The organism is uncultured Actinobacillus sp., from assembly GCF_945915845.1.
Classification (GTDB): domain Bacteria; phylum Pseudomonadota; class Gammaproteobacteria; order Enterobacterales; family Pasteurellaceae; genus Exercitatus.
On record NZ_CAMEFX010000001.1, the window covers coordinates 1 to 21,913 of the forward strand.

The following is a 21,913-nucleotide window of genomic DNA, read 5'->3' on the forward strand; positions in this document are numbered from 1 at the left end:
ATCTGCACCTTAATTAGTTGGTTGTTTAGTCCAACTTTTGGGGTGCAGATCATTTCACCGCACTTTTTTGCTCTACACAATCTCAACCGGTTTCACAATTTCACTTGGGTAACAACCTAGCACTTTCAAAAACGAGCTATATTCTTTTAACTCATTCAACGCCTGCTGTGTCGCTTCATTATGAATATTTGCCTCAATTTCCAAATAGAACATTTCTTCCCAAGGTTTTCCATAAATCGGACGAGATTCCAATTTGGTCATTTTAATTTGGTGCTTTTTGAACACCAATAACGCATCTACTAACGCCCCGGCTTTTTGCCCGGTTGTCATTAACAACAAAGTTTTGCTGGTAATTTGGGGGGAAACCGTTAAAGGCTCACGAGCGATTACAATAAAACGTGTAATATTATTTGGCTGATTAGCAATATCAGTTTTCAGCACTTTTAAGCCATATAAATGTCCACCATCTTCATTACCCAATGCGGCAATATTCGGTTTATTGAGGCTTGAAACCAACTCCATCGCATGGGAGCTGCTTTCGCAATATTCAATATGCACGCGATCTAAACGTCGAATAAATTGACTACATTGTTGAATCACTTGCGGATGGCTATAAAGTGTATCAATTTGGCTTAAATCATCTTGATCATTGACCAATACACAATGCTTAATCGGATAAGCTAACTCGCCAACTAAAGATAAGTCGGTATGTTGCAATAAGTCATAAACCTCATTGATCGATCCTGAAGTCGTATTCTCCAGTGGCAACACACCAAGATCTGCCTCACCTGACCGGACTTTGTCAAAAACCTGATCAAAGGAAGCGCAACTTAACTCAATAAATTGTTTTTGATAGCGATTAGCATAAGCTCGTGCGGCTAAATTAGAATAGGAGCCGCGTTTACCAAGAAATGCAATATGTACACTATTCTCACGTTGCTCATTAAGCTTATTCTGCAAGTAAGCCTGCTGTGTTAGAACCGAATCTTCGATAATGCGTTGGAAAATCTGGGTCACATATTGTGCATCAAGTTGATAATTTTCACTTTCCGCAAATTTCACTAGCTCTTGTAACAATTGCTGCTCACGCACTTCATCACGTAAAGCTTTTTGCGTGATTTCCTTACTACGCACAACATCATAAGCTAAACGATGACGTTCTGATAATAATTTCAACAAACTACGATCAATACGCGTAATCTGCTGACGAATTTCAGTTAAATCTAATGCCATAAGAATTCCTTAGGAAAAATAAGTGCGGTCATTTTAGCAGATATTTTTTAAAGTTGGCGCAAAAAACCGAACCTTTCGGTTCGGTTAGCCGGGTTATTTATAAATAATTTCCCCTTTCGGTTCAAACTTCGACGCATCAATTGGTGAGTTTTTCTCGAAGAAATCTTTTAATACATCCGCATCAATAAAGCCTGAATCCACATAGGTTGGGTGCGATTTAATATTCGGATAACCATCACCACCTGACGCGCTATAGTTTGGCACAGAAATACGGTATTTTTTGTCCGTACTTAAGGGTTCGCCTTTAATTTTGACATCAGTAACCGTTTTATTTTTGAAGTCAATGATCATGCTAATATCGCCTGTAAATTGCGGATAACCGCCTGAATCAACTTCTTTCAACGCCACCACATTCAAATAATCCTGTAATTCTTTGCCATTGAAATCCACATAGCTTACCGCATTACCAAATGGCATAACGGTTAACACATTGCGATAAGTAATATCGCCATTTTCAATAGAGGCACGAACCACGCCGGAATTCACAATCCCCACATCGGCATTCACACGTGAACGTTGTGATTCGGCAATTAAACGGCCTAAGTTCGTTTGTTGGAAACGCACTATATTACGATCGCCTTCCAACTTGCCTTTCGTTTCGCCCACTTTAACATTAAGCAGTTTACCGCCCTCATCTTGATAATGTTTTAATTTTGCGAGCAATGCTTCATCTTGTGGGATTTCTTCCGTGTAGTAACGATATTCTGTTTTACCGTCCGCCGTTTTAATTTTCTGTTTTAAGTTCACCGGAATTAATTGATAATTCACCAATTTGGTTTCACCATTTTTAAACTCAAAATCAGCCCGACCTAAGAATTTTCCCCATTCCCACGCTTGCATAATCCAAGTACCATTTTGGAAATCAGGGCGACAAGGCTGACCCGGTTTATAATCTTTAATCCATACCCCTTTCTCATCTACACAAACCGCATCATGACTATGGGCACCAACGATCATATCAAAGGCACCTTTATCTAATTTACGTGCCATTGACACATCGCCAGGTGCATTTGAACCAAAATTCCCATCATAATAATAGCCCATATGGGTCAACGCGATTTTGACATCAGGCTTTTCCGATTTATTTAAGTCAGCCAAAACCTTACGTGCGGTTTCTGTTGGATCATCAAAACGCACTTGGTTCATATATTCAGGATTACCCAATTTTGCCGTATCTTCCGTAGTTAATCCCACTACAGCCACTTTCAAACCATTTTTATTTAAAATCGTATAAGGTTTTACTAAAGGTTTCCCTGTTTTGGCGTTAAATACATTCGCCGACAATAATGGAAACTTCGCCCATTTTTCTTGCATATCAAGTAGTTGTAACGGATTATCAAACTCATGATTTCCTAAGGTTACCGCTTCATAACCAATTTCATTCATCGCTTCAATATCAGGACGTGCATTTTGCATATCTGATTCAGGTACACCCGTATTAAAATCCCCCGCATTCAATAAAATCACTGAGCCACCTTTGGCTTCTACTTCTTTCTTAATGCGATCAATCAATGTTTTCTGCGCGGCAAAACCATATTCACCTTTATCATTCGCCCAGAAATGACCGTGAATATCATTATTATGCAGCACGGTGAAATGATAGGTTTTATCTTTTTCATAGGCTTGCGCTGTGGCCGCCATTAACGCGAAAGAAAGTGCGGTGAGTTTGAGTTGTGTTTTCATGTTTTCTCCTTTAAACACTATCGAAAATTTGATGTATATTAGGGTCTTTTATTGAAAGATAAACAGCCCCCTAGAGTGCCATATATAAAATTTGTTTCGCTACGGTATTATCAATATTCTTATGCTCCCCTAAAGGCTGTGGACGATGTTCGGCGAGTTTTTGTAGCACCAGAGAAAATTGACTGTCATCAATACCTAAGTCGCTAAAACGCGTTTTTAAGCCCATTTGTTCAAAAAATTCTCGTGTCTTTTGAATGGCAAATTCTGCGCCTTGCGCGTTGTCACCTTGATAATTGAAAACACGCTGAGCCATTTGGGTGAGTTTCTCTCGTTTGTGTTCAATTTGATGAGTAAACAATGCCGGAACAATGATAGCTAAGGTTTGAGCATGATCCAAACCATAAACCGCTGTCAATTCATGCCCGATTGCATGCGATGACCAGTCGCCAGGCACCCCAACACTCAGAATATCATTTAATCCTTGCGTTGCTGCCCACATCACGTTGGCTCGTGCATCATAATCTATTGGGTTATCCAATAATTTAGACCCATCTTCTAACAGAGTTAATAGTACCCCTTCCGCAAAACGATCTTGAATTTTGCCGTTCACCGGGTAAGTCGCATATTGCTCTAAGGTATGCACAAAGGCATCCACAACCCCATTTGCCGTTTGGCGCGCCGGTAATGAAAATGTTGTTGTTGGATCAAGTATCGCAAATTGTGGGCGTATCAAATCAGAATAAAGTGAAACCTTATCTTGTGTTGCTCGACGACTTACCACGGCTCGATGATTCATTTCTGAGCCTGTTGCCGGCAAAGTCAAAACACAGCCAATAGGAAGTGCGGTCGAAATTGGGGCTTTTTTGTAAGGAATATCCCAGGGTTCACCATCAAAAGGCACGGCGGCTGCAATAAATTTACTACCATCTAAAACGGAACCGCCACCCACGGCAAGGATAAAATCTAATTTTTCTTTGCGTACCAACTCAACCGCTTTCATGAGGGTTTCATATTCCGGATTCGCTTCGATTCCACCAAATTCAATGTAAAAATGCGCGTTAAGTGCCTGTTGTACTTGATCAAATACACCATTCTTCTTAATACTGCCACCACCATAAGTTAATAAAATACGTGCTGTTTTAGGAATAGCAGTGGTTAATGTTGCGATTTGTCCTTTACCAAAATAGGCCTTCGTTGGAAGGTAAAAACTGAAATTACTAATCATATAATATCCTTAGCATCTCGGGGTAACTGCATATGTCGGTAAAAAATAAAAAAGCCATACCAACATGGTATAGCTTTTTATTGTTTTATCAATTAGATAAGCACTTGAGCTGCTGCCACATAACCTTGTGGCACTTCTTCTTTGTCTTCAAAAGTAACAAATTCCCAAGCTTCTTGGTTTTCTAATAATGCACGAAGCAATTTATTATTTAAGCCGTGACCTGATTTATATGCACTAAAATCACCAATAATGTTGAAACCGCACATATATAGATCGCCGATTGAGTCTAGCATTTTGTGACGGACAAGTTCATCTTTGAAACGTAAACCATCTTCATTGAGCACACGGTAGTTATCCAATACGATAGCATTATCCAAACTTCCGCCTAAAGCTAAACCTTGAGATTGAAGATATTCAATATCTTTCATAAACGCAAAGGTGCGTGCGCGACTGATTTGTTGCACAAATTTTTGTGCTGAAAAATCCAATGTGTATTTGCTTAATGATTTTGGAATAGCCGGATGGTTAAAATCAATCACAAAATTTAAACGGAAACCGTTATATGGCTTAATTTCTGCCCATTTATCTCCATCTTCTACACGGACTGTTTTTTTCACGCGAACAAATTTCTTCGCTGCATTTTGCTCTTCAATTCCTGCGTCTAATAACAAATAAACAAAAGGACTCGCGCTACCATCCATAATCGGAATTTCAGGCGCATCGACTTCGATAATGACATTATCAATACCTAAACCGGCTAAAGCCGCATTTAAATGTTCAACTGTTGAAATACGAACACCTTCGTCATTAACCAGTGCAGTACAAAGCATAGTATCACGTACTGCTTTGGCATCTGCCGGGAAATACACCGGAGGATTGAGATCAGTACGACAATAAACCACACCGCTATTGGCAGGTGCAGGACGCAGATTTAAAGTCACTTTGTTACCGCTATGTAAACCAACGCCGGTTACTTTAATACTTTGTTTTAATGTTCTTTGTTTAATCATAATTTATCTCTTACATAATCATGAAAGATTATGAACATATATTACTGATTATTGCCACGCAAAAATGCCGGAGTAAAACGATTATCTTTGTTCAACGAAGTCGGCGCCGTAGATTGAACTTGCTCAGGTTGAACAGGAGAACGCGGTGCTTCTAAAGTAGAATCCACATGCATCGTATCTGAACGAAGCGTTCTCGGTGGAAGTTGAGCTAATTCTTCGTTTGCACCAATTCCTGTTGCAACTAGCGTGACGCGAATCTCACCTTGCATTTCAGGATTTAAACTGGTTCCCACCACAACAGTCGCTTCTTCGGAAGCAAAAGATTTAATGGTATTACCAATAATTTCGTATTCATCTAAGCTTAAATCCAAACCTGATAAAATATTAACAATAACGCCTCGCGCACCGCTTAAATCCACATCTTCCAATAATGGACTTGCTACCGCTTCATTTGCCGCTTTTTCCGCGCGGCCATCATCAGTTTCCCCTTGTGCAATACCTGTCCCCATCATAGCACGTCCCATTTCTGACATAACGGTACTTACGTCCGCAAAGTCCACGTTGATCATGCCCGGAGTTGTAATCATATCTGAAATACCTGTTACTGCATTACGTAACACGTTATTAACGGCAGCAAAGGCATCAATTAATGAGGCACCTTTTGGTAATACTTTCTTTAATTTATCATTTGGAATAACAATTAATGAATCAACATATTGTGATAACGCCTTAATCCCTTGCTCTGCAAAAGACATGCGTTTTTTACCCTCAAATGAGAACGGTTTAGTTACAACAGCAACCGTGAGAATACCTAATTCTTTTGCCACTTGCGCAACAATTGGTGCGGCACCTGTACCTGTACCACCGCCCATACCTGTTGCGATAAAGACCATATTGGCACCTTCTAACATAGCGCGGATAGCATCACGATCTTCTTCTGCCGCTTTTTGTCCGACATTTGGATTGGCTCCTGCACCTAACCCACGTGTCACCTCTGCACCAATCTGAACCGTTTGTTGCACTTTACTTTTACGCAACGCTTGAGCATCTGTATTTACTGCATAGAAAATGATTTCACCATGTTCATCATTTGTTAATGAATCAATACCTAATTCTGCACCATGGTTTTGTAATTGCTCAACCATATGGTTAACGGCATTACCGCCACCACCGCCAACACCAACCACCTTAATCAGCGTGCGACCGACTTCATCATCATAATCATATTGTACAGGTTCAAACATTCGTATTCTCCGTGGAGTTAGATTTCCTAACGCTAAATATTTCTAAATTCTTTCTATTGTAGATTAAAAATCAAAATTTATCAAAATTCTGACCGCACTTTATTGCCAATTTTTTTCAATTTTTTCCAAATTGAACCCAAAACACCTTCACCATTCGCAACTTGAGCTAATAACGGCGTATTTTCTTCATCATTATGATGGGTATATTGTAACAATCCAAGCACTGTTGCATATTGTGGTTTACTCACATAATCCGTTAACCCCGTAATATTGAGTGGGCTACCAACACGAACATGAGAACCAAAAATTTCTGTAGCGCATTTCGCAATATCTTCCATTTGCGCGCCACCGCCTGTTAACACAATACCTGCGATTAAATCATTTTTGATGCCTTTCGAGGCTAACTCTGCCCGTAAAGCAACCAATTCGTGCTGAACCACACGTAACAAATCAGCATAACATTGCGATGTCACTTCCATAATTTGTTTTTTAGTGAACATTCTTGGTGAAGTCCCACCTAAACCTGCTACTTCGACTTTTTTCTTCGCAAAATGTTCCGCTAATTCTTCACTTGGACTAACCGCACTCCCATAATTAATTTTAATACTTTCTGCTTCATGACGAGAGGTTGTTAAACTTTGCGCAACGAAATCAGTAATATCATTACCACCATAAGGAATCACCTTGCTATAACGTAGCGCGCCATTAGTGTAAACCATGATATCCATTGAACCGCCGCCAAAATCAATCATGCAAACGCCTAATTCTTTTTCGTCTTCGGTTAACACGGAATAAGTTGAGGCAAGTCCGGAAAACACCACTTTATCGACTTTTAAACCACAGCTTTCTACTGCTTTTTGTAAATTATTCACCCAAGACTGATGACAACCGATTAAATGAACCTGCGCTTTCAAACGCACGCCCTGAAGCCCTAATGGACTTTTGATATTTTGCTGTTTATCAACGGCATATTCTTGTGGAATCACATGTTGTAAGTTTAGTCCATCCGGCAATTTTACTGATTTTGCGGTATTCATTGCATTATCAATATCATCTTGTGTCACTTCACCGCTGATAATCGGCACAAATCCACTCTCATTAATACTGTGAATATGCTCCCCTGTAATCGCCAAAGTCACCGACATAATGGTGCAATCCGCTACCGACTCTGCATTTTCAATGGCACGTTGAATTGAATTCACCACTGCAGAAAGGTCAGTAATATTCCCTTTATCAATTCCTTTAGACGGGCTACTTCCTACGCCCATAACATTGACCACCCCATCAGGCAAGACTTCGCCGACTACCGCGACAACCTTGGATGTACCAACTTCTAACCCAACAATCGTTTTTGATTCCACCATTTTTGCCATTTTGTTCACTTCACCGTTAACTTAATTATTTTTATTTATCAATAAAACCCACTGATGCCCCGACTTTATAACGTAAATCCACATAATCGATACGTTTGTTTTCAGGAATTTCAATTTGTGGATAAATCGTCACGAAATTATCAATTTTTGTTTTCCATTCCCCACGGCCCAGTTTTAGACGAATATCATTATCAAGCGTAATTTCCCACGCTCCACGTTCATCAATCGATACAGATTTTAAAGCCAACTTTCTCGACTCAAGTTCTTTATAAATTTTATACCATGCTTCAAGGACTTCTGAACTTTTATAATCAGGTCCAAATAAACGTGGCATAGTCGTATTTTTCAGCTTATCAGCAGGTAATTTAAATACCACGCCATCGCTCGATAAAAACTGATCACCATTCCAATAAGCAATGGGTTGATATTCTGATACCACAATACTCAAACGATTAGGCCAGATTTTTCGCACCACCGCCCCTTTAATCCAAGGCATGGATTGAATTTGCTCGCGAATCATATTCACATCTTGACCGAAAAAACCTTTTAGCTCCCCCATTTTCAAAATCATTTCGCGAATATCCGCATTGGTGGTGTACGATGGCGTACCTAATAAAGCAAAGGAACTAATCGGTTTATCATCAAGCTTTTCTAGCCAAGACTGCCAATTTGCATAAGCAAAATACATTATACCTACACATAATAACACAAGTATAGGCTTAATCTGAATGAGGCTTTTGGCATTAAAATCAAAGGATTTCGATTTTTTCTGCGAACTATTGTGCTTAATTACCGCCATTAAACACTCAACTCCAAAATTTTAGCAACCAGTTGCTCAAAGCTAATCCCCACTGTTGCCGCTGATTTCGGGAATAAACTATGGCTAGTCATGCCCGGGGTGGTATTCACTTCAACCAAACGGAAATTGCCTTGACTATCCGTCATCACATCAATACGACTCCAACCGCGACAACCCACGACTTCATAAGCTGTTTTGACTAATTTCTTCAATTCTTCCCAACGAGATTCAGCCATTGGCATTGGACAGACATACTGAGTATTATCCGAAATATATTTTGCATTGTAATCATAAAACTCGCCATCCGGAATAATTTGCACCGCTGGTAATACTTCCCCACCTAATACAGGCACAGTCAATTCATCACCCGCTAACCACTCTTCGATTAATACGGTATCATCATGAGTTAAAGCTAATTCTACTGCAGCTTGCAACTCTTCTACCTTATTCACCTTAGTTAACCCCACACTTGAACCTTCACGTGATGGTTTGACCATTAACGGTAAGCCAAGACGTGCAACTATCGCCTGCGGATCCAAATCAACAACCGTGGTTTTTGTCACAATTTCCATCTCTGCGATAGGCAATCCAAAACCTTTCCACAACATTTTAGTGCGCATTTTATCCATGGTTAATGCTGACGTCATCACACCACAACCTGTATAAGGTAAACCAATTTGTTCAAGCATGCCTTGTACCACACCATCTTCCCCACCGCGACCATGTAAAATATTAAAAGCGCGGTCAAATCCTTGCTCTTTTAGGGTCGCTACGGAGGTTTCTTTCGGATCAATAGGATGGGCGTCATAACCTTGGTGACGTAATGCGGCTAATACTGCCGCCCCAGAATTTAATGAGACTTCACGCTCTGCTGATGTACCGCCTAATAATACGGCAATTTTTTGTTGTTTTAATGGTTTCATTTTTATATTCCGTAAACTGTATTTTTCAATACGTAAAATGCAAAATAAATCAAATACTGTGATATTGGTAACACAGCCTACAATTATTCTTTTGTCCAAAGCTCTACAAGATGACGAGACAAACGACTGACATTGCCCGCACCTTGCGCCAAAATTAAGTCGCCATCCTGTAACACCTGATCCATAATCTCAGGCAATTGACTATGATCAGCCACAAAAATCGGATCCACTTTCCCCAAATTGCGAATTGAACGTGCTAAAGAGCGACTATCTGCCCCAGCAATCGGTGCTTCACCTGCTGCATAAACATCCAACAAAATCAACACATCCACTTGGGAAAGGACTTGTACAAAATCATCGAACAAATCACGTGTACGTGAATAACGATGCGGTTGGAATACCATGACAATACGTTTATTTTCCCAACCGGAACGCGCCGCTTGAATGGTGACACCCACTTCTGTTGGGTGATGTCCATAGTCATCCACCAGCATCACCTTACCGCTTGGACGAATAAACTCGCCTAGTTGGTCGAAACGGCGACCTGCCCCTTGGAAGTCCGCAAGTGCGGTCAAAATCGGATCATTTTCAATGCCCTCTTCCTTCGCTACCGCCAAAGCCGCTGTTGCATTAAGTGCATTATGTTTCCCCGGTACATTTAACAACACATGGATACGTTCACCTGTTGGGGTAATCACATCATAATGCCCCTGAAAACCTGTTTGCTCATAGTTTTCAATACGATAATCCGCCTTTTCACTAAAACCATAAGTTATTACTTGACGACCAACTTGTGGCACTAATTCCATTAACACCGGATCATCCGCACACATCACTGCCAACCCATAAAACGGCAAATTATGTAAGAAATTCACGTAAGTACGTTTCATCTCCTCAAAATCGCCGTGATAGGTATCCATATGATCCGGTTCAATATTCGTGACCACCGATACCATCGGTTGTAAATGTAAGAATGATGCATCACTTTCATCTGCTTCCGCGATAAAATAACGACTCGCCCCTAAATAGGCATTGGTTCCGGCTGATTTCACCAATCCGCCATTCACAAAGGTTGGATCAAGGTTCGCTTGAGTATAAATCATTGAAATCATCGCAGTAGTCGTTGTTTTTCCGTGTGTACCTGCAATGGCAATCCCATGACGGAAACGCATTAATTCTGCCAACATTTGCGCACGTTGAATCACCGGAATACGTTTAGTATGGGCTTCAACAACTTCAACATTATCCGATTTAATGGCACTCGAAACGACCACGACACTTGCATTTTGAACATGCTCAGCAGAATGCCCAATAAAAATATCTGCACCCAAAGAGCTCAAACGCGCCGTCACGGCATTTTCAGCAATATCCGATCCCGTTACTTTATACCCTTCGTTCAGCAACACTTCCGCAATACCGCCCATACCGGCACCGCCAATTCCCACAAAGTGAATTTGCTGAATACGGCGCATACTTGGCACAACCTGTCTAATTTTTTCTTGTTTTTGTTTCATTGTTTTATTCTCTTAAATTGAGCGCAAATCACACGCCCAAAAAATCAATTATTTCGCATTTTCAATAATCACTTCCGCCACACGTTGAGCGGATAATGGCGTGGACATCGCTTTCGCTTTTACTGCCATTTCCAGTAATTTTTCACGGTTTAAACCGGCCACTAAGTTTACCAAAATTTCAGGGTTAAGTTCAGCTTGTTCCACAATTTTTGCAGCGCCGGCATTGGCCAAATAAGTGGCATTTAAATATTGCTGACGATCTTTATGTTGGAAAGGCACAAAAATCGCCGGCGTACCGACCGCCGCTAATTCACACACTGTCAATGCGCCCGAACGACAAATCACCAAATCAGCCCAAGCATAAGCTTCAGCCATATCATCAATAAATTCCGTAATGTTAACCGCGCTTTCAACATTCACCCCTAACTCACGATAAAGTGCGGTGACGTTTTCCACACTTCCGGCCCCCACTTGATGACGTACTTCTAATTTATCCGCCAGTTGCGCGACCATTGGAGGTACGTTCTGATTTAATACGCGCGCCCCTTGACTACCGCCCACCACAAGAATACGCAATTTACCCTGACGTTCGGCAAAGCGTATTTCAGGGGCTGGCATTTGAAATAAATCTGCACGAACAGGATTCCCTACCACTTCCCCATGAGGGAATGCTGTTGGAAAGGCTTGTAACGTACGCTTCGCAATTTTCGACAGCCAAACATTGGTTAAACCGGCCACCGCATTTTGCTCATGTAAAATCACAGGCACGCCACATAATTTCGCAGCAATACCGCCCGGCCCCGACACATAGCCCCCCATTCCCAAAACAGCATCAGGTCGATAAGTTTTAATAATTTTACGGGCTTGCATGACAGCACGAAAAATAGCAAAAGGTGCTTTCAATAACGCTCCTAAACCTTTTCCACGCAACCCGGAAATTTGAATAAAATTAATTTTAATCCCATGTTTTGGTACAAGCTGGGCTTCCATACGATCCGCTGTACCTAACCACTGAATTTCCCAACCCTGTTGTTGAAGATATTGAGAAACGGCAATGGCAGGGAATACATGCCCCCCTGTGCCACCTGCCATGACTAATAATTTCTTGCTCATTTTCTACTTATTCTCATCTATATCATTAATCATCACGCAAATGTGCATGTCCACCACGACTGAGGCGATTTTCATGGTCAATACGTAATAACACCGCAATGCTAATGGTCATAATCACCAGACTCGACCCACCGTAACTCACCAATGGAAAGGTTAAACCTTTGGTTGGTAATAAGCCTAATGCCATACCTAAATTAACAAAGCCTTGGAAAATAATCCAAAAGCTAATTCCAAAAGCAAAAAAGCCTTTAAAACGTTGTTCTAACAGTAAACTTTCACGCCCAATTTTCATCGCACGCAAAACCAATGCCCCCAGCAAAAACACCATGACCAGCACACCAACAAAACCAAATTCTTCGCCAATCACTGCCATTACAAAGTCAGTGTGTGCTTCAGGCAAATACTCCAGTTTTTGGATAGAGTTTCCCAGCCCTTCTCCGGTAAACTCACCGCGACCAAATGCCATTAATGAGTTAGATAACTGGAAACCTGTACCATAAGGGTCTTTGAAGGGATCCATAAAACCTGTAATCCGCTTCATTCGATAGGCTGAAGATAAAACGAGTACCACAAATAAAAAGGCCCCCACGCCAATTAAGCCCACGAACTGCATAATATGTGCCCCAGCCACAAAAAGTAAGCCAAAGGTAATCACAAATAATACAACCGTACTCCCTAAATCAGGTTGCAAGATCAAGAAAATACCGAAGAAACCCATGACCATTAAAGGCTTGAATGCACTCAGTTTTTTGGACCGCACTTCATCGTAACGGCGCGTAAAATAACTAGATAAAAAACAAATTAACGCGAATTTGGCAAATTCTGCCGGCTGAAAATTAAATAGCCCCATTGGAATCCAACGGCGTGCCCCATTAATGGTTTTTCCCACACCGGGAATCAACACCAACAAAAGAAAAAATAAGGCGATACCAAACACCCATGCGTAGCGTTTTTCCCAACGAGCCATAGGAATTTTTAAGAAGAAATACAAAGTAACAAAGGATAACACCAAATAGACCGCATCCCTTGTGGCAAAATAGAAAGGATCATTATACAGGCGCGTTCCCACAGGAATAGACGCCGATGTCACCATAATAAAGCCAATAAAGAGCAAAATCACATACAACCAAAATAACCAACGATCATACAACAGATTACTGGGTGTGACCGTTGTCCAACGCTGCCAACTCGCTTTAAATTCTTCAAATAATCGCATGACTTATCCTAATTTCGCTAAACGCGTAAATTCTTCACCGCGCTTTTCAAAAGAAGTAAATTGATCCAAACTGGCACAAGCGGGTGAAAGCAACACCATATCCCCTGATTTTAATGTTGGACGTAAGGCATTAATCCCTTGTTCCATGGTGTCAAATAATTGGCTTTGTGGTGATAATTTCGCCAACGCCGCCCCATCTTGTCCAAAGCAATAACAGAAATAATTCGGTTTGTTAATAAGCTTAGCTAACTCGCTAAAATCCGCCCCTTTACCGTCTCCACCTAATAATAGATGAAGATTCCCCTCGACTTGCAAGCCGGTTAATGCCGCAACGGTACTCCCTACATTCGTTGCTTTACTGTCATTAATCCAACGCACACCCTTGTCAAAATGTGCCACTTGGAAACGATGATCTAAACCACCAAATGTACGAAGTGCGACTTGAATAGCCGGGGTTTTTACGCCTACCGCTTGAACCAGTGCAATCGAAGCCAAGGCATTCATATAATTATGACGACCTGTAATCAACATATCATCCACAGGCAAAATCATCTCCTCTTTTGCCATGAGAAACTGTTTGCCATTCTCCGTTTTTAACCAGTAATCCGCATCATGTTCACCAAAACTCAACTGTATCTGCGCACTTTGTTTATCGTCTTCAAGCGTTAAAGGATCTTCTGCATTTACAATCGCCGTTTTAGCATTGATATAAATATTGAGTTTCGCTTGACGATAATCCTCCAAATCTACATAACGATTCATATGATCTTCTGTCACATTCAACACCGTTGCAGCAGCCGCTTTTAGGCTGTAAGTGGTTTCTAACTGAAAACTGGATAACTCAAGCACATACAAGTCAAACGCTTCATCCAACAAGGACAAAGCCGGAATACCGATATTCCCCCCCATGCCGACACGTAGCCCATCTGCTTTTGCCATTTCCGTGGTCAAGGTCGTCACCGTACTTTTGCCATTTGAACCCGTAATCGCAATGACCGGTTTATCTTGTGCATTGGCTTCTCGAACAAACAGCTCAATATCCCCAATCACTTCCACGCCTTGCGCAAGTGCGGTCTGAATTTCAGGGGTTTTAACAGCAAGACCCGGGCTAATCACAATAGTATCCGCCCCATTGAGCCATTCTTGGTTTAAACCACCCGTATGAAGCGGAATATTTTCATCCAATTGTTCCGCACCGGCAGGATTAACACGCGTATCAATCACTTTAACTTTCGCTTGTTTTTTCACAAGGAAATCCACCACAGATAAACCTGTTTTACCTAAACCAATCACAAGGATATTTTTATCTTTATAGCTTGCCATTTTTTCAACCTGTAGATATGCAAAAGGGTGGGAATCTTCCCACCTACAAAATTAACGGAGTTTGAGGGTCACTAAGCCGAATAATACGAGCATCAAAGAAATAATCCAAAATCGGATAATTACCCGTGGCTCCGGCCAACCTTTTAATTCGTAATGGTGATGAATCGGTGCCATTCGGAAAATGCGCTTTTTACGTAGTTTGTAAGAGCCTACTTGTAAAATAACGGAAATAGTTTCCATCACAAACACACCGCCCATAATCACCAGTAAAAATTCTTGGCGAACTAATACCGCTAATGTACCTAATGCGCCACCTAACGCAAGGGAACCCACATCCCCCATAAACACCTGTGCCGGATAGGTATTAAACCAAAGAAAACCTAAACCTGCGCCCACAATCGCTGTACAGAAAATGACTAACTCTGAAGTCAAACTAATATACGGAATGTACAAGTATTTTGAAATTTCCACATTCCCTGTTGCCCAAGCAATAATCGCAAATGCCCCCGCCACAAACACCGTTGGCATAATCGCCAAACCATCTAAGCCATCGGTTAAGTTCACTGCGTTACTGGTTCCCACAATCACGAAATAAGCCAACACAATATAGAATAAGCCTAATTGTGGCATGACATCTTTAAAGAAAGGCACGACCAAGCGCGTCGCATCCGTATCTTTTCCTACAACATACATGCCTACTACAGCAATTAATGCAACCACAGACAACCAGAAATATTTCCAACGGGCAATTAAACCATCCGTATTTTTATATTTAATTTTGCGGTAATCATCCACAAAACCTACCGCACCATAACCTAATAAGACAAATAAACTAAACCAAATATAAGAATTCGTTAAATCGCCCCAAAGCAAGGTACTGATCGTAATGGTCGCCAAAATCATAATACCGCCCATGGTCGGTGTACCACGTTTTTGAAAATGGCTTTCAGGACCGTCATTACGCACTTCTTGACCAAACTTAAAAATCTGCAAACGTTTGATCATTTTCGGGCCAATCCATAATGACAATAACAACGCGGTCATTAGAGAAAGTACCGCTCGAACGGTTAAATAGGAAATAACATGAAAACTACTTAAATATTGCTCTAAATAAGATGCTAACCAAACTAACATTATTATTCCCCCTTAAAGTGAACAGTTAACAACTCAATAACTTGTTCCATTTTTTGGCTACGAGAACCTTTTGCCAATAAAACAACACGTTGATTTTCTTTTAATTTTTCTTCGATAAGTGCGATTAAAAATGCGGCCATTTTTTCTTTATCAGTAAAATGGTTGCCATTGCTAATCACACTGGAAAACTGACCGAAACTTGCAATGCAATCCAAATTCGCAGCTTTAGCGTGATCCGCCACTTGCTGATGACAGAATGCCGTATCTTCCCCCAATTCGCCCATATCGCCAACGGCTAAAATTCGAAATGCCCCATAGCTTTTCAACACATTAATCGCTGATTTCAAGGAATCTACATTGGCGTTATAAGTATCATCCAACAACAATAAATTTTCCTTCACTTGAATCGGAAATAAACGGCCTTTTACTTGGGAACGATGTTCTAACCCGGCTTTAACTTGTTCAAGGGTTGCACCCACATTCATGGCTAACGCCGTTGCTGCCAAAGCATTGCTCACATTGTGTGCCCCAAGATAAGGTAAATGAATTTCAATGCTACCGGTCGGACTATGCAACAAAAACTCTGCCCCTTGTTCACTCAACCGCACATTCTCCGCCCAATAATCGGCCGGTTGCGTACTGGAAAAAGTTTGGACTTTTCTCTCATCAATCTCCGCTGCCCAAAATGAAGGATAACAACAGTCTAAATTGAGAATCGCTACACCGTCTTCAGTCAAACCACGATAAATCTCGCCTTTCGCTTGCGCCACCCCTTCAATAGAACCAAACCCTTCCAAGTGAGCTGGTGCTACATTATTAACAAGGGCAACATTGGGATGCACTAAATTCGTGGTATAAGCAATTTCATTTTGATGATTTGCACCTAATTCGATAACGGCAAATTGATGTTTAGCTTCTAAACGTAACAAGGTCAAAGGGACACCAATGTCGTTATTAAAATTCCCTTGGGTAAATAACACGCTTTCAGGATTTTTTGCGGTTTGTTGCAAAATGGAAGCCGTCATTTCTTTCACGGTAGTTTTACCGGAAGAACCTGTCATCGCAACGGTTAAGGGATTAATTTCCGCTTTCACCCAAGCACCAAGTTGTCCCAAAGCGATACGCGTATCCGCCACCACAATTTGCGGCACAGGAATATCACAAGGATGCTCCACGACTAGCGCGATACAACCTTGTTCTACCGCTGCATTTAAATAATGATGGGCGTCAAATTTCTCGCCTTTTAAGGCAAAAAATAATCCATTTTGCGTTTGCCGGCGTGTATCGGTACTTACGTTCTCTACGGTGATATTTTCATCACCCAATAATTGCCCGTCTAAGATTTCGGCAAGTTTTTTTGTTGTTATTGTTATCATGACAAATATTTCTTCGCTGTTTCTTGATCAGAAAAATGGTGTTTTTCTGTACCAATAATTTGATAATCTTCGTGCCCTTTGCCCGCCACTAAAATTACGTCATTTTTATCCGCACTTTGAATGGCAGTTTTAATCGCGTCTTCACGGTTGTGAATAAATTGTACATGTTCAGGATGAGCAAAACCGGCTTTGATGTCCGCCATAATTTGAGCGGGATCTTCCGTACGTGGATTATCATCGGTGGCAATCACTTTGTCGGCGATTTTCTCTGCCATTTCTGCCATAAGCGGACGCTTACCACGATCGCGATCGCCCCCACAACCAAACAAACACCAAAGTTTGCCATGGCAATGAATACGCGCGGCATTTAAGGCTTTTTCCAAGGCGTCCGGGGTGTGTGCATAATCCACAATGACGGTGGGTTGATTTTCTGCCGTCATCATTTCCATTCGACCGCAAACCCCTGTGAGCTGTGAAACCGTGGAAGTGAGTTGCTCAAGCGAATAACCTAAGGCTAACAATGTGACAGTAACCGCCAATAAATTACTCACATTAAAGGCGCCGATTAAGCGGCTTTCCAACTGCCCGTTTCCCCAACTTGAAGCAAACGCAATATTCGCCCCTTTGTTGGTAAAGGAAAGTGCGGTTAATTTTAACCAAGTTTTATGAGTCGGCTGATAATTTGGCTGACAACTCACGGCAATCGCGTTAGGTAACTCGCTCAACCATTGCGCCCCGATTTCGTCATCGGCATTCAAAATTTGATATTGACCGGATAATTCGGTAAATAACCGTTTCTTCGCTTTGGCGTATTCTTCCATGGTGCCGTGATAATCAAGATGATCACGACTTAAGTTAGTGAATACTGTCGCAGCAAAATGTAAGGCTTCAACACGTTTTTGCACCAACCCATGAGAAGACACTTCAATTGCTGCAAAATCCGCGCCTTGCTCCACAAAATCAGCTAATGACGCCTGTATTTCAATGGCAGAACCTGTGGTATTTGCCGCAGGTTTTACTTGCCCAAACAAACCATTACCGATGGTTCCCATCACTGCCGGCGTTTTACCTAAAATCTGCGTCCATTGCGCTAAAAGCTGGGCAATGGTGGTTTTGCCATTGGTACCTGTCACGCCCACTAAGATCAAACGCTGAGAAGGATTATCATAAAAACGACCTGCAATGTCAGACAAATGTGCAGACAAAGCAAAGTAGGAAATCACCGGGATATTTTGCTGAAATTCAATCTGTAAATGTTGCGCGGGTTCATCACATTCCGCCAATACCGCTACCGCACCTTGTGCAATGGCATTTGAAATAAATTTTCGACCATCTACTGAATGGCCTTTGACCGCAACGAAAAGACAGCCAGGCGTGATTTCGCGGCTGTCTAAACTCATTTTGCTCAACTCAATTTGCTCAAGTTGGGGCTGAGCAAGCCCCAAAAGTGCGGTTAGTTTTTTCATTGTTTTTCCTATATTCTATTTTACCGCATTAGTTCAGTTGATTCGGGTTAGGCTGTTCATTGCGCCGAACAATACGCTTCGTGGTTTTCGTATTCTCCACCGGCACACCATCCGGCGTGATATTATAAGCACGCAATGCCGCGCCCATAATGGCAGAAAACACCGGTGCAGAAACCGCACCACCATAATATTGACCCGCTTTAGGTTCATCGATCAAAATCACCAACGCAAAGCGCGGATCCGTCACCGGCGCAATACCGGCGGTATAGGACATATATTTATCTACATAACGACCTTTTTCGATTTTTTTCGCGGTACCTGTTTTAATCGCAACACGATAACCTTCAACCAACGCACGTTTATTCTTAATCGCGACTTTTTCCATGATATTCACCACATCTCGGGTGATTTTCTCGGAAAATACGCGATTACCGATTACAGGCGGATCCACTTTGGTAATAGAAAGTGGGCGGTAAATCCCAAAGCTGCCTAAGGTCAAATAAGCACGTGCAATTTGAACCGGGGTCGCATTGATCCCATAACCATAAGAAACGGTCGCGCGCTCAATATCAGACCAACGTTTACGGTTCGCGTTTAAATAACCAATTTGTTCACCGCCTAACCCTAAATCCGTTGGTTTACCTAAACCTGCCGCTTGATAAGTATCCATTAAGGCGGAAGGAGGCATACGCAAGGCTAAACGGCTCACCCCACGGTTGGATGAATTAATCAAAATTTCATCAAGAGTTTGGCGATCTCGTGGTGCCACGTCTTTCACTTCTTTGCCGGTTAAAACAAGTGGCCCGGTATTAATGACTTCATCGCGGCGCACCACTTTATTTTGAAGTGCGGTCAAAACCACAAAAGGTTTTACCGTTGAACCCGGTTCAAAAGTATCGGTTACGGCTTTATTCCGCATTAAATCTTCAGAAACCCCTGTGCGCTTATTCGGGTTATAAGAAGGCGCATTCACCATGGCTAAAATCTCACCCGTACGCACATCCACTAACACCGCCGTCCCCGAGCTGGCATTATTTTCTGCTACCGCTTTTTTAATTTCGAGATAAACCATCGCTTGCAAATCTTTATCAATACTCAGGGTCACATTGTGTGCATCGTATTTCTTAATATTCGCAATATCTTCCACAATGTTGCCATATTTATCTTTACGATAAGTACGAGAACCTGATTTACCTACAAGCAACGAGTTAAAACTTTTTTCAATTCCCTCAATTCCATTGTTATCCACATCCGTAAACCCGAGCAAATGTGCGGTTTCTTCAGCACGCGGATAAAAACGGCGATAGTCGCTCGAAATGATCATGGTTGGCAATTTTAAATCTTGGGCATAATTTTTAATTTGCTCTGAAATTTGACGCGCCAAGACAATTTCACGTAATTTAGGCTTGCTTTCGATTTTAGAGACTAAATCCTTGTAAGACATGCCCAAAACTTCAGCTAAGGCTTTCCATTTTTCTTTATTTTTAGCAATGCCGTCATTTTCCAAAATCACTTTAGGATCGACTTTCAACTGGAACATCGGCACGCTAATCGAAAGCATTTGACCGTTGCGATCTAAAATAGAACCACGCGCGGATTTAATTTCTTGCACGCGCAATGAACGCTTATCCGCTTCATTGGTCAGTTCTTCTACATTCACAATTTGCACATAAGCCGCACGCGCAATTAAAGCAAATAAGCTCAGAAAAACAAAACCTAATGCCCAACGATAGCGTCCCTTTAAAAAGCTCGTTTCAAAGGTGATTTTAGGCTTATTCAGTTTCACCCCGCTATTTGGCGCAGAAGTCATTGGCTTACGGGGTTTCTTAGGCGCCGGATTGCGCTCGGAATTTAATTTCACCATAATCCCTTACTCCACAATCACCACTTCTTGTTCAGGTGTCACTGACACCATACCCAAGTTAGCTCTGGCAATGCCTTCAATCCGTGTATTATCACTTAATGTGGTTTCTTCTAATTTTAAATTCACGTATTCATTTTCCAGAGCTTGTTTTTCAAACACCAATTCGCCTTTTTCCGCCACCAGCATACGTGTTTGGTAGGTCACCCAAACGGTACTTACTGCCGTTACCGCAATAAGAAAAATTAAAACCGCTACCGTTTTATTCATTTCAAATAAGTCTTGAATAACCACATATTGCAGCGGATAACGTTCACTATTTGATAAAGGTTCAGCCATTATAATTTCTCCGCAATTCGCAATACCGCACTACGTGAACGTGGGTTCGCCGCTACTTCCGCCTCACTTGCTTGAATCGCTTTGCCAATGGTTTTTAAAGTGCAATGACGCTTAATTTGATCTTCACGTAATGGCAATCCTTTTGGCACATCCTCACCTTTGCTTTGCTTGCGCATAAAATGTTTGACCATACGGTCTTCAAGAGAATGGAAACTGATAATCGACAAACGACCTTGTGGTGCTAACACGGAAATAGCGGAATTTAATACTGTTTCTAATTCATCTAACTCAGCATTAATAAAAATTCGGATAGCCTGAAATGAACGTGTAGCCGGGTGCTTATGCTTATCTTTAAACGGTACCGCATTCGCAATGATTTCCGCTAGTTGTAAAGTGCGGTTAATCGGTTCTTCGTTTTTTTCTACCGCACTTTTGTTGTAATTCACAATCGCAGTAGCAATGCGTTTTGCAAAACGTTCTTCCCCAAAGGTTTTCAATACCCAAGCTAAATCATCAATAGAAACCTGCGCCAGCCATTCCGCAGCGGATTGCCCTTTGGTCGTATCCATGCGCATATCTAACGGGCCGTCTTTCATAAAACTAAAACCACGTTCTGCATCATCCAATTGCGGTGATGAAACACCAAGATCAAGCAAAATACCATCCACTTTGCCAATCAAACCTAATTTTTCACAAATTTCAGGAAGACGAGAAAAGCTGTTATGTTCAATATGAAAACGCGGATCTTGAATAGTTTGTGCTTCAGCAATAGCTCTTGGATCACGATCAATGGCAATTAAACGACCGTTTTCGCTGAGTTTAGAAAGGATTAAACGAGAATGCCCACCACGACCAAAGGTGCCATCAATATAAATACCATTTTCACGACCATCAACCAAAGCTAACCCATCAACAGTTTCGTGTAATAAAACCGTAATATGCTCAGGATGTGAAAATGTATTTTGGGCGTTCATATTAATAAACCGAAATAGACAAAATAAAAGGCTAAAAGAAATAAGAT

At 41.5% G+C, this 21,913-nt stretch carries 18 protein-coding genes; all 18 read right to left on the reverse strand.

Features of this window, described 5'->3' with window-relative positions; translation table 11 throughout:
• Positions 1–72: 72 nt before the first annotated feature.
• The 18 genes from Q0O89_RS00005 to rsmH all read right to left on the reverse strand — a co-directional run bounded on the left by Q0O89_RS00005 (position 73) and on the right by rsmH (position 21,866).
• Entirely contained in the window at positions 73–1,233 is a 1,161-nt protein-coding gene (locus tag Q0O89_RS00005) for a chorismate mutase (protein WP_293729287.1), read from the reverse strand.
• A 93-nt stretch (positions 1,234–1,326) separates the two neighbouring features.
• Complete coding sequence (gene ushA, locus Q0O89_RS00010) at positions 1,327–2,976, reverse strand: bifunctional UDP-sugar hydrolase/5'-nucleotidase UshA (protein WP_293729289.1); 1,650 nt, start codon at positions 2,974–2,976, stop codon at positions 1,327–1,329.
• A 70-nt stretch (positions 2,977–3,046) separates the two neighbouring features.
• Positions 3,047–4,198, reverse strand: coding sequence for an iron-containing alcohol dehydrogenase (locus tag Q0O89_RS00015; protein ID WP_366516005.1), 1,152 nt, complete (start codon positions 4,196–4,198; stop codon positions 3,047–3,049).
• A gap of 95 nt (positions 4,199–4,293) precedes the next feature.
• Complete coding sequence (gene lpxC / locus Q0O89_RS00020; protein ID WP_293729293.1) at positions 4,294–5,211, reverse strand: UDP-3-O-acyl-N-acetylglucosamine deacetylase; 918 nt, start codon at positions 5,209–5,211, stop codon at positions 4,294–4,296.
• Between the two features lie 41 nt (positions 5,212–5,252).
• Entirely contained in the window at positions 5,253–6,455 is a 1,203-nt protein-coding gene (gene ftsZ / locus Q0O89_RS00025; RefSeq protein ID WP_293729295.1) for a cell division protein FtsZ, read from the reverse strand.
• A gap of 80 nt (positions 6,456–6,535) precedes the next feature.
• On the reverse strand, positions 6,536–7,828 hold the full coding sequence (gene ftsA, locus Q0O89_RS00030) for a cell division protein FtsA (protein ID WP_293729297.1): 1,293 nt from the start codon (positions 7,826–7,828) through the stop codon (positions 6,536–6,538).
• Positions 7,829–7,859: 31 nt separating this feature from the next.
• Positions 7,860–8,627 (reverse strand): cell division protein FtsQ/DivIB, encoded by a 768-nt coding sequence (locus Q0O89_RS00035; RefSeq protein WP_293729299.1) that lies wholly within the window; start codon positions 8,625–8,627, stop codon positions 7,860–7,862.
• Positions 8,627–9,550, reverse strand: coding sequence for a D-alanine--D-alanine ligase (locus Q0O89_RS00040; RefSeq protein ID WP_293729301.1), 924 nt, complete (start codon positions 9,548–9,550; stop codon positions 8,627–8,629). Before Q0O89_RS00040 ends, Q0O89_RS00035 begins: the two co-directional genes overlap by 1 nt.
• 83 nt (positions 9,551–9,633) lie before the next feature.
• Positions 9,634–11,064, reverse strand: coding sequence for a UDP-N-acetylmuramate--L-alanine ligase (gene murC / locus Q0O89_RS00045; RefSeq protein WP_293729303.1), 1,431 nt, complete (start codon positions 11,062–11,064; stop codon positions 9,634–9,636).
• A gap of 48 nt (positions 11,065–11,112) precedes the next feature.
• Entirely contained in the window at positions 11,113–12,177 is a 1,065-nt protein-coding gene (gene murG, locus Q0O89_RS00050) for an undecaprenyldiphospho-muramoylpentapeptide beta-N-acetylglucosaminyltransferase (protein ID WP_293729305.1), read from the reverse strand.
• 25 nt (positions 12,178–12,202) lie between these two features.
• Positions 12,203–13,393: a putative lipid II flippase FtsW gene (gene ftsW, locus Q0O89_RS00055; protein WP_293729307.1), complete on the reverse strand. Its 1,191-nt coding sequence runs from the start codon at positions 13,391–13,393 to the stop codon at positions 12,203–12,205.
• Positions 13,394–13,396: 3 nt separating this feature from the next.
• Positions 13,397–14,716, reverse strand: coding sequence for a UDP-N-acetylmuramoyl-L-alanine--D-glutamate ligase (murD, locus tag Q0O89_RS00060; protein ID WP_293729309.1), 1,320 nt, complete (start codon positions 14,714–14,716; stop codon positions 13,397–13,399).
• 51 nt (positions 14,717–14,767) lie between these two features.
• The gene (gene mraY, locus Q0O89_RS00065; protein ID WP_293729311.1) at positions 14,768–15,850 is read right to left on the reverse strand and encodes a phospho-N-acetylmuramoyl-pentapeptide-transferase; all 1,083 of its coding nucleotides are present in this window, start codon (positions 15,848–15,850) and stop codon (positions 14,768–14,770) included.
• 2 nt (positions 15,851–15,852) lie between these two features.
• Positions 15,853–17,226: a UDP-N-acetylmuramoyl-tripeptide--D-alanyl-D-alanine ligase gene (gene murF, locus Q0O89_RS00070; protein ID WP_293729313.1), complete on the reverse strand. Its 1,374-nt coding sequence runs from the start codon at positions 17,224–17,226 to the stop codon at positions 15,853–15,855.
• Positions 17,223–18,692 carry a UDP-N-acetylmuramoyl-L-alanyl-D-glutamate--2,6-diaminopimelate ligase gene (murE, locus tag Q0O89_RS00075; protein ID WP_293729315.1) on the reverse strand — a complete coding sequence of 490 codons (1,470 nt, stop codon included), beginning with the start codon at positions 18,690–18,692 and terminating at the stop codon, positions 17,223–17,225. The genes murF and murE overlap by 4 nt, the downstream gene beginning before the upstream one ends.
• A gap of 28 nt (positions 18,693–18,720) precedes the next feature.
• Positions 18,721–20,502 carry a penicillin-binding transpeptidase domain-containing protein gene (locus Q0O89_RS00080; protein WP_273316809.1) on the reverse strand — a complete coding sequence of 594 codons (1,782 nt, stop codon included), beginning with the start codon at positions 20,500–20,502 and terminating at the stop codon, positions 18,721–18,723.
• A gap of 60 nt (positions 20,503–20,562) precedes the next feature.
• Complete coding sequence (gene ftsL / locus Q0O89_RS00085) at positions 20,563–20,892, reverse strand: cell division protein FtsL (protein ID WP_293729317.1); 330 nt, start codon at positions 20,890–20,892, stop codon at positions 20,563–20,565.
• On the reverse strand, positions 20,892–21,866 hold the full coding sequence (gene rsmH / locus Q0O89_RS00090) for a 16S rRNA (cytosine(1402)-N(4))-methyltransferase RsmH (protein WP_293729319.1): 975 nt from the start codon (positions 21,864–21,866) through the stop codon (positions 20,892–20,894). The genes ftsL and rsmH overlap by 1 nt, the downstream gene beginning before the upstream one ends.
• Positions 21,867–21,913: the final 47 nt, after the last annotated feature.